Source organism: Stenotrophomonas sp. 2YAF22 (genome assembly GCF_052114665.1).
In the GTDB taxonomy this organism is placed as follows: Bacteria; Pseudomonadota; Gammaproteobacteria; order Xanthomonadales; family Xanthomonadaceae; genus Stenotrophomonas; species Stenotrophomonas indicatrix.
In genome coordinates this window covers 1-9560 of the sequence record NZ_JBFRFE010000095.1, presented here as the reverse complement: position 1 = coordinate 9560, position 9560 = coordinate 1, and the positions used below count along the sequence as shown (strand labels likewise).

8 protein-coding genes and 2 pseudogenes are annotated in these 9560 nt (G+C 67.8%); 8 read left to right on the top strand and 2 right to left on the bottom strand.

What is annotated here, in order from left to right; all coding sequences use genetic code 11:
- Both AB4Y84_RS06070 and AB4Y84_RS06065 read left to right on the top strand, forming a co-directional pair.
- Positions 1 to 201 (top strand): annotated as a pseudogene (locus AB4Y84_RS06070) (23S rRNA (cytidine(2498)-2'-O)-methyltransferase RlmM); the annotation flags it as partial.
- Positions 201 to 599 carry an EF-hand domain-containing protein gene (locus AB4Y84_RS06065; RefSeq protein ID WP_428703561.1) on the top strand — a complete coding sequence of 133 codons (399 nt, stop codon included), beginning with the start codon at positions 201 to 203 and terminating at the stop codon, positions 597 to 599. The pseudogene AB4Y84_RS06070 and the gene AB4Y84_RS06065, both read left to right, overlap by 1 nt.
- A 255-nt stretch (positions 600 to 854) precedes the next feature.
- Here the strand turns inward: AB4Y84_RS06065 and AB4Y84_RS06060 are convergent, their stop codons facing one another.
- A complete protein-coding gene (locus tag AB4Y84_RS06060; protein ID WP_394198689.1) occupies positions 855 to 2036 on the bottom strand; it encodes a UbiH/UbiF family hydroxylase in 1182 nt (393 codons plus the stop codon).
- Positions 2033 to 3238: a 2-octaprenyl-6-methoxyphenyl hydroxylase gene (ubiH, locus tag AB4Y84_RS06055; protein ID WP_394198691.1), complete on the bottom strand. Its 1206-nt coding sequence runs from the start codon at positions 3236 to 3238 to the stop codon at positions 2033 to 2035. Before ubiH ends, AB4Y84_RS06060 begins: the two co-directional genes overlap by 4 nt.
- 108 nt (positions 3239 to 3346) lie before the next feature.
- Between ubiH and AB4Y84_RS06050 the strand changes: the two genes are divergently transcribed.
- From AB4Y84_RS06050 to AB4Y84_RS06025, 6 genes and pseudogenes are all read left to right on the top strand, one after another.
- Positions 3347 to 3931: a hypothetical protein gene (locus tag AB4Y84_RS06050; protein WP_312110178.1), complete on the top strand. Its 585-nt coding sequence runs from the start codon at positions 3347 to 3349 to the stop codon at positions 3929 to 3931.
- 8 nt (positions 3932 to 3939) lie between these two features.
- On the top strand, positions 3940 to 4494 hold the full coding sequence (locus tag AB4Y84_RS06045; RefSeq protein ID WP_089238883.1) for a cob(I)yrinic acid a,c-diamide adenosyltransferase: 555 nt from the start codon (positions 3940 to 3942) through the stop codon (positions 4492 to 4494).
- A gap of 6 nt (positions 4495 to 4500) precedes the next feature.
- A complete protein-coding gene (locus AB4Y84_RS06040) occupies positions 4501 to 5439 on the top strand; it encodes a histone deacetylase family protein (protein ID WP_442244634.1) in 939 nt (312 codons plus the stop codon).
- Between the two features lie 89 nt (positions 5440 to 5528).
- Entirely contained in the window at positions 5529 to 8009 is a 2481-nt protein-coding gene (gene lptD, locus AB4Y84_RS06035; protein WP_442244635.1) for an LPS-assembly protein LptD, read from the top strand.
- Positions 8006 to 9349 carry a peptidylprolyl isomerase gene (locus AB4Y84_RS06030; protein WP_394198698.1) on the top strand — a complete coding sequence of 448 codons (1344 nt, stop codon included), beginning with the start codon at positions 8006 to 8008 and terminating at the stop codon, positions 9347 to 9349. The genes lptD and AB4Y84_RS06030 overlap by 4 nt, the downstream gene beginning before the upstream one ends.
- 3 nt (positions 9350 to 9352) lie before the next feature.
- Positions 9353 to 9560 (top strand): annotated as a pseudogene (locus tag AB4Y84_RS06025) (4-hydroxythreonine-4-phosphate dehydrogenase PdxA); the annotation flags it as partial.

Genomic DNA, 9560 nt, shown 5'->3' with positions numbered 1-9560 from the left:
CGCATGGCCACCTGGTTCCGCGAGGGCTGGTGCAGGCACGCGATCTTCAACCTGAAGCTGCCGATGAAGAAGCGCTGGGACGAGACGCGCCTGTGCCTGGACCTGTTCCAGGAGCAGGCCGGCAAGCCGCTGGTGGTACGTGCCAAGCAGCTGTACCACGACCGTGAGGAAATCACGGTGCTGGCGTCGCCGCTGCGCTGATGAACGTCCCGCGCATTTCCCTGCTGCTGTGTACCGCGGTGCTGGCATTGCCGGCACTGTCACAGCCGGCGCGCCCGCAACCGGCACAGAGCGCTCCGCTGCGCGATGACAGTGGCGTGGTCCGCCAGCAGTCACTGTCGGCCGGCCGTGTGACCGGCAGCGTCGACATCGTGGTACCGCTGGGCGAAACCCCGGTAACCGTGCGCTCGGTGGCGCCGGCCAGCGTGGTCGGTCAGTACCGCATCCATTTCGCCGAGCTGGACGTGAACGCTGATGGTTTCATCAGCCGTGACGAAGCACTGGCCAATCCGGCGCTTTCCGATGAGTTCAACGCCTTGGACAGCAAGCGCCGCGGCAAGCTGGACCGCGCCGATCTGGCCGGCTGGCTGATCGATTGAGGTCGCTGCGGTAGGTAATGGTATCCACGCATGGCGTGGATCTACTGAAACGACGGCGCTACCGGCGGATGATCCGGGGCTCGCGCGCCAACCAAGGTTGGCGTCTACAGAAGCGATTCGCTGCAGACCGGCATGACCCGCTTTTGGTAGGTGCCAACCTTGGTTGGTACAAGGTCGGAAGGCCCTCACTCCAGCCGGGCCGAGGGTGCCCGATCGACGCGCCAACCAAGGTTGGCATCTACCAGGGCATCGCCGTCACACCCCTGCGGCGCGCTTCCAGAAGGCCTGCACCAGCGGCGGCCACTTGCCTACGCAGCCCAGCGCGCGGCCACGCGCCAGGGTCAGGTGCATCTCGTCGTTGGAGAACAGCCCGTTGATCGCGTCGAAGCTGTAGGCGGCGATCTGGTTGTCGCTGCGACGCTCACGCGCCCAGCGCTGCACGCGCTGCGGCGACAACCGGGGTTGTCCACGCCGTTCGGCCGATGGCGCCAGCCAGTGCTGCAGGGCGGCGACGTCGCGCAGGCCGAGGTTGACGCCCTGCCCGGCCAGCGGGTGCACCACATGGGCGGCATCGCCCAGCGCCAACACGCGACCGGCCACGTAGTGGCGGGCCAACTGCCGGCGCAACGGGAACGCCGCGCGCGGCGAGGCCAGCCGCAGTTCACCCAGGCGCGCGGCGAAGGCGCGGGTCAGTTCACGATTGAATGCGTCTTCGTCCAGCGCCAGTACGCGTGCCGCCTCGTCGTCGGGCAATGTCCAGACGATGGAGCTGCGGCGCTCGGCCACCGGCAACAGCGCCAGCGGACCGGTCGGCAGGAAGCGCTGCCAGGCCGTCGCCTGATTGGGCAACTCGCTGTCCACATAGGCGACCACACCGCGCTGCTGGTAGTCGTGGCGCTCGACGTCGATCCCTGCCAGTTCGCGCAGGGTCGATTCCGCACCGTCGGCAGCAACGGCCAGTGCGGCTTCGATGCGACGGCCGTCATCCAGACGCAGGCGCACACCGTGCTCGTCCTGCTCAAGCGCTTCCACGCGTGCCGGGCAATGCAGTTCCACGCCTGCGGCCGGCAACGCCGCCCACAGGCGATCCTGCAGCAAGCCGTTCTCGACGATGAAACCCAGCTCGCGACGGCCAAAGCGATCCGCGTCGAACAGCAGGTCATCGCCTCCGGCCGCGTCCCACACCTGCATGCGCCGGTACGGCCAGGCGCGCGCCTGCGCGATCGTCGGCCACACGCCGAGACGCTGCAGCAACTGCACGTTGTCGGCGGCGAAGGCGAACACCCGCAGATCCGGCTGAGTGGCCTGCCACGGCGCAGGTTCACGACCTTCCACCAGCGCCACTGCGAGGCCAGCATCGGCCAAAGCCAGCGCACAAGCGGCGCCGACCACACCGCCGCCAACAATCGCCACGTCCAGGCGTGCGCGCCGGTTCATGCGGCTTCTCCACGACACAGGCGCGGCACGTCGCCACGGAAGCCCATCGCACCACCTACCAGCATCGACTGCACCGAGGCGCGCTGTGCGGCCACCAGGCCCAGGCTGCGCAGGGGGCGTAACAGCGGTGCCGGATTGCTGGTCAGCCGGGCCAGACCGCCGGAGAACGCCACCGTCTGCCGTCGATCTTCTTCGCGGCGGGCAACATAGGACCGCAGCAGCGCATCACTGCCGGCGTCGCCCTCCACTTCCAGCAGCTCGGCCAACGTCAAGGCATCGCGCAGGCCGAGATTGAAGCCCTGCGCACCCAGCGGGTGGATGGTCTGCGCGGCGTTGCCAAGCAGCACCGTGCGCTCCCCCACCAGCGCGCGCGCCAGTACCTGGATCAGCGGATAGGCGCTGCGCGGACCGGAGTCGAGCAGGCGACCCGCACGCCAACCGATGGCCTGCTGCAGGCGCTGCAGCCAAGCGGTGTCGTCCAGCGCCATCACCGCCTCGGCCTGGTCACGGGCAACGCCGTGCACGGTGCCGAAATGGCGGTCGCCGCGCGGCAGCAACGCCGTCGGACCGGTATCGGTGAAGCGCTCCCAGGCGGTGCCGTCGGGCGCGCGCTGGCTGCGCACGCGGGCCACGAACAGCGTCTGCTGGAAATCGTGGCGATCGACTTCGATGCCCAACGCATCGCGCACGCCGCTGCTGGTGCCGTCGGCACCAACCACCAACCGCGCCAACAGCACGCGCTCGCCGCTGTCATCGGCCACCCGCACCTGGCGGTAACCGTCAATCACTTCGCCCAGACCCAGGAAACGCATCGGCCGGTAGCGGTGCAGGCGTGGCAGTTCCTGCAGCCGGCTTTCCAGCGCTTGGCCGAAATCGCGCGCGACCACCACCTGGCCGAACCACGGCCGGTCGTAATCCGCTGCATCGAGCTGCACGCGGCCGAAATCACCGGCGCGGCTGACATGGATGCGGCGGATCGGGCCAGGCGCCATCGACAGCTTCTGCATGACCCCCAGCGCGGTCAGCGCATTGATGGTGGCCGCAGCAAAACTGAGGTTGCGCTGGTCGAACACCGCGGGCAGTTCGCCGGCCGGGCTGGCTTCGAGCAGGCCCACGTCGCGGCCCAGCCGGTCCAGGGCGATGGCCAGGCTGGCCCCCACCAGACCGCCACCGACGATCAGCACGTCATGTCGTTCACTCATGGGCGCATGATACGCGCTCGCCGCGCCGCCATGCCCGACATGGCCCCGCCTGCGCCAAGCGCCGCTCCGGGCTAGAATGAAACCTGAATCCGCTCCGGCCCCACCGCCATGTCCGACTCCGCTCCCCGCGCCTTCGTCCTGTCAGTGCTCGTGCTGTTGCTGGCGGCGACCCGCGTCAATCACTTCGCGGCAATCCCGGACGCCTCCTGGGCCGTGTTCTTCATCGGCGGCTTCTACCTCGCCCGCTGGACCCGCTGGGCGTTCCCGCTGCTGATGGTGTTCGCGGTGCTGGTCGACTGGATCGTGATCCGCAGCAGCGGTATCGATTTCTGGCAGCACTACTGCGTGTCGCCAGGCTATTGGCTGCTGTTGCCGGCGTACTTCGCCATGTGGGCCGGCGGCATGCTGCTGGGCCGCAACTACCGCAGCGCGCAGTGGTCGGTGCTGGGCAAGGGTGCGTTGCTGCTGGTGGCGTCGGTGGCGCTGTGCCATCTGCTGGCGCAGGGTGGTTTCTACTGGACCAGCCAGAACGTGGCCGAGCCGACCGTGGCCGGCTGGGCACAGAACTACGTGCAGTGGTTCGGCCCGTACCTGCGCACCACCGCGATCTACGTGGCCCTGGCCGCCGCACTGCAGCTTGCCGTGGAGCAGGTGCTCAAGCTCCTGCAGGCCCGCCGCGACATCCACCACTGAAGCACGCCATGGGTCATCGTCTCTCGCGCATCTACACCCGCACCGGTGACGACGGCAGCACCGGCCTGGGTGACGGCAGCCGGGTCGGCAAGGATGATCTGCGCGTTGCCTCCTATGGCACCGTCGACGAAGCCAATGCCACGCTCGGCCTGTTGCTGGCCGTTCCGCTGCCGGAGGACGTCCGCGCGCTGGTCGTACACCTGCAGCACCAGTTGTTCGATCTGGGTGCCGAACTGTGCGTTCCCGGCCATGCAGCGATCCACGCCGCCGACGTATCCGCCCTCGAACAGCAGCTGGACCACTACAACGCCGACCTGCCGATGCTGAAGGAGTTCATCCTGCCGGCCGGTGGCGAGGCCGCCGCGCGCTGCCACCTGGCGCGTACCGTGGTCCGCCGCGCCGAGCGCGACACAGTGGCCTTGGCCCGGGTGGAGCCGGTACGCAGCGAAGCGCTGCAGTACCTCAACCGATTGTCAGACCTGCTGTTCGTGCTGGCCCGGGTGCTGGCACGGGCCGATGGCCACGGCGAAGCGCTGTGGCAGCCACAGCATCGCCAGCGCTGAGTCGCCATGCTGGTCTTCACCCACCCCGCCTGCCTGCTGCACGATCCGGGCCCTGGCCATCCTGAATGCCCGCAACGCCTGCAGGTGGTGCTCGACGCGCTGCATGAGGCCTTCCCCGGCCAACTGGAGTGGCGCGAAGCGCCGCCAGCCAAGTTCGGTGAACTGACCCGGGTCCACGACAGCGCGTTGCTGGATCTGGTGCTGCAACCGCAGACCGCACCGCTGCGCCAGTTGGACATGGACACCTGGACCTCGCCGGGCTCGGCCAGTGCCGCAGTACATGCCGCCGGCGCAGGTGTCGCCGCCGTCGATGCGGTGATGCTGGGTGAAGATCCGCTGGCCTTCTGCGCGGTGCGCCCGCCCGGCCACCATGCCACCAGCAGCACCGCGATGGGCTTCTGCCTGCTCAACAACATCGCCATCGCCGCCGCCTACGCCCGCGACCGCCACGGTCTGGAGCGGATCGCGGTGGTCGACTTCGATGTCCACCATGGCAACGGCACCCAGGACATCTTCCAGCACGACGCCCGGGTGTCCTACTACAGCACCCACCAGGCCGGCCTGTTCCCCGAGTCCGGCCTGCGCCGTGACCGCGGTGCCGGCAACCTGATGAACATCCTGCTGCCGCCGGGCAGTGGTGGCTTCCGCTTCCGCAATGTCTGGGCCGACGAGATGCTGCCGGCGATCGACGACTTCCGCCCTCAGCTGCTGCTGATCTCGGCCGGCTTCGATGCCCACCTGCGCGATCCGCAGGCCGACCTGATGCTGGAGACCGACGATTTCGCCTGGATCACCCGCGAACTGCACGCGCTGGCACGCCGCCATGCCGCCGGCCGTATGGTGTCGATGCTGGAGGGTGGATACGACCTGCAGGCCTTGGCCGAGTGCAGCGTGGCCCACCTGCAGGCGCTGATCGCAGCCCCCTCCGGCAACGGGGCTGGATGAACCCGAACCGGCAATCCGGGGAGGCCTTCATTGCCCCTATGCAAGGGATGGGGCAAGCTACCGTCCGTTTTCGCCCGAATCCGAACCGCGTGCGCCGAGCCCTCCGCCTGCTTCCCTTGCCCCTGAGCATCGCCGTCTGCCTTCCGGCATGGGCCGATGACAAGCCGCTCAACTGGGGCCTTTGTCCGGCCACAGACGTGATCCCTGCGTTCACCGACGCGCCGACACCCGTTCCCGGCCAGGACAAGGCTGCCGCCAGCGCTGCGCGCGAAAAGCAGCCCACCGACATCGAGGGCGACCAGCTGCTGGGCACCACCACCGTGCCGCAGTACCAGGGCAATGTGGCGCTGCGCCGGGGTGACCAGTTCGTCGGCACCGACAAGCTCAGCTTCGATACCGAAAGCGGCAACTACGTCGCCGATGGCAACGTCCGTTACCAGGATGCCTCGATCCGGATGGTCGCCAAGCGCGCCGAGGGCAACCAGGAAAGCGACACCCACAAGATCACCGACATCCAGTACCAGCTGGTGTCCCGCCGCGGCAATGGCGAAGCCGAATCGGTCGACCTGCAGGGCGCGGTCGGGCAGATGCACCGCTCCACCTACACCACCTGCGACCCGTCGCAGCCGGTATGGCGGCTGACGGCGCCGGAAATCGAAGTCGACAACGACGAAGGCTTCGGTACCGCCCGCAACGCGGTGCTGCGGATCGGCAAGGTGCCGATCCTGTGGGCGCCCTACTTCAAGTTCCCGATCGATGACCGGCGCAAGACCGGCCTGCTGTTCCCGCAGCTGGGCATGTCCGGCCGCAACGGTTTCGATTACGCGCAGCCGATCTACTTCAATCTGGCGCCGAACTACGACGACACGTTGACCCCGCGCTACATGAGCCGGCGCGGTCTGATGCTCGACAACGAGTTCCGCTACCTCTACGAAGGCGGCCGCGGCGAACTGCTGACCGCGTTCATGCCCAACGACAAACTGCGCGACCGCGACCGCGGTCGGGTGATGTTCGGCGGCTACCACAACCTCGACGACCATTGGCAGGCGCGCGCCAACCTGGCCTGGGTCAGCGACGAGCGCTACGTGGAAGACTTCGCCAACCGCCTGGTGGGCGTCACCGCGTCGAACCTGCAGAGCACCGTCGGCCTGTACGGCACCGGCAAGAACTGGACGGCCGGCATCATGGCCGACCGCTGGCAGCTGACCGACTACACCCTCGACGAGCGCGCGCTGGCCTACAACCGCCAGCCGCGCCTGTACGTCAACTGGGACAAGCCGCTGCTGCCGTGGCTGGAGACCGGTGTCTACGCCGAGGCCGTGCGCTTCACCCACGACGATATCAACTTCAAGTACGACGCCAGTGCCGGTCCCGACCTGCAGTACACGCGCAACGGCCAGACCCAGCGCATGTACGGCGGCTCGCGCCTGGATGTGAAGCCCTACGTGTCGTTCCCGATCAGCGGCGCGGCCTGGTACATCACCCCGACGCTGGCCTATCGCTACACCGGCTACGAGCTGGACCGCGGGCTGGCCGATGCCACCCGCAGGAGCATCCTGGTCTCGCAGGGCATCGATCCGAACACGGCCACGCCAGAACAGCTGCGCGGCAATACCTCGCCCAGCCGCAGCCTGCCGATCGCCAGTCTCGATGCCGGCCTGTTCTTCGATCGCGAGACCACCCTCGGTGGCAAGTCGTTCCTGCAGACCCTGGAGCCGCGCCTGTTCTACCTGCGCACGCCCTATCGCAACCAGGATGACCTGCCGATCTTCGATACCCGCGACTTCACCTTCAGCTGGGGCCAGCTGTTCCGCGATTCGCGCTATACCGGCGCCGATCGCCAGAACGACGCCAACCAGCTGACCCTGGCGCTGAGCACCCGCTTCATCGACCAGACCACCGGCAAGGAGCGCTTCTCGGCCTCCATCGGCCAGATCCAGTACTTTGACGAATCGCGGGTGACCGTGGCCCCCGGCGGCGCGCCGGTGGAAAAGGGCAAGTCGGCCTGGATCGCCGACGGCAACTACATGATCAACGACCGCTGGACGCTGGGTGCCACCTATCAGTGGGATCCCAAGTACAAGCGCGAGGATCTGGCCAGCGTGCGCGCCCGCTACCTGATGTCCAACGACGGCGTGGTCAACCTGAGCTACCGCTACCGCATCAATTCCGGTGCCCCGGCCAATGCCAACAAGCACGACCGCACCCTGCTGGAACAGGCCGACCTGTCGTTCCTGTACCCGCTGAACGAGCGCTGGAGCCTGGTGGGCCGTTATTACTACTCGCTGCAGGACAAGGAACCGCTGGAGATCATCGGTGGCGTACAGTGGGACAGCTGCTGCCTGGCCGTGCGCGCCGTGGCCCGCCGCTACGTGCGCAACCGCGAAGGTGAAATGAACAACTCCATCCAGCTCGAGTTCGTGCTCAAGGGCTTGAGCTCCCTCGGCCAGGACACGGACCGCACTTTGCGCCGTGCTATCCTCGGCTACAACCGCGACGACCTCTATCTCGTGCCGCCCAGCAACACCGGAGCGACCCGCGATGACTACGATCCGAATCAGATCCCATGACCAAGAGCTTCCCCGTTCTCCTCGCATCGCTTCTGGCGGTGTCCAGCGTGTCCGCCCCCCTGCAGGTTCTTGCGCAGGAGGCCCAGCCGTTGGACCGCATCGCTGCTGTCGTCGATGAGGACGTGATCCTGCAGAGCGAGCTCCAGCGTGCGATCGCCAACATCAAGGCGCAGTACGCCGGCCGCGAGGCCCAGCTGCCGCCCGATGACGTGCTCAGCCGTCAGGTGCTCGAGCGCCTGGTGCTGGTCAAGCTGCAGGTGGCCCGTGCACAGGGCAGCGGTATCCGTGTCAGCGACCAGGAGCTGACCCAGGCGATGAATGCCATCGCGCAGCAGAACGGTTCGACCCTGGATGCTCTGCGCCAGCGCTTGGCCCATGACGGCATCGACTTCAACGATTTCCGCGCCTCGGTGCGTGACGAGATCACCGTGCAGCGCCTGCGCCAGAGCTTCGCGCAGAGCCGCATCAGCGTCAGCGAAGGCGAGGTCGATGCTGCCCTGAAGCAGCAGGCCGATGCCGGCAACCAGTTCCATCTGGCACACATCCTGGTCGCCCTGCCCGACGGTGCCACCGCCGAGCAGATCGCCACCGGCCAGAAGAAGGCCGACGGCGTGAAGGCGCTGCTGGACAAGGGCGAACTGGACTTCAATGCGGCGGCCGTGCGCTATTCCGACAGCCCCAATGCACTGGAAGGCGGCGATCTCGGCTGGCGCACCCTGGATGAAATCCCGGCGGCGTTCGCACAGACGATGCAGCAGATGAAGGCTGGCGAAGTGGTCGGCCCGATCCGCGGCCCGAGCGGCTTCCAGCTGCTGAAGCTGGTGGAAGTGCGCGACGCCAGTGCGGCGGCAGGCACCCACACCGTCACCGAGTACCACGGCCGCCACATCCTGGTGCGCGTGGACGATGCACAGTCCGACGCGGCCGCCAAGGCCAAGATCGATACCCTGCGCGCCCGTGTTGTCGGCGGTGCCGACTTCCAGCAGGTGGCCAAGGAATCGTCCGAGGACACCAACAGCAAGGGCCAGGGCGGCGATCTGGGCTGGTTCCCGGCCGACGCGTTCGGCCCGGCCTTCGGCCAGCAGGTGGCAGGCATCCAGGACGGCGGCGTCAGCCAGCCGTTCCGCACCGATGCGGGCTGGCACATCGTGCAGCGCGTGGGCACCCGCCAGACCGACGTCGGCAGTGACAACCAGCGCGCCCAGGTCCGCGAGACCATCGGTCGCCGCAAGCTGGAAGACGAGTACAACCGCTTCCTGCAGGAGCTGCGTGGCGAAGCCTTTGTCAGCTTCCGCAGCGGTGACCGGGCGGAAAATACCGCCACGCCTCCGCAGTCCTGAGCCATGCTCCCCGAGCTCGCTCTGGTACCGGGCGAGCCCGCCGGGATCGGCCCGGAACTGTGTGTCCGACTGGTCCAGCAGCCGCGCGATGATTGCCGGCTGCTGGCGTTCGCCGATCCGGACACCCTGCGCGCGGCCGCTGCCGCGCTGAACCTGCCCCTGCAACTGCTGCCCGAAGACGCGCACGCCCGCGTCCCCGGCGACCTGTGCC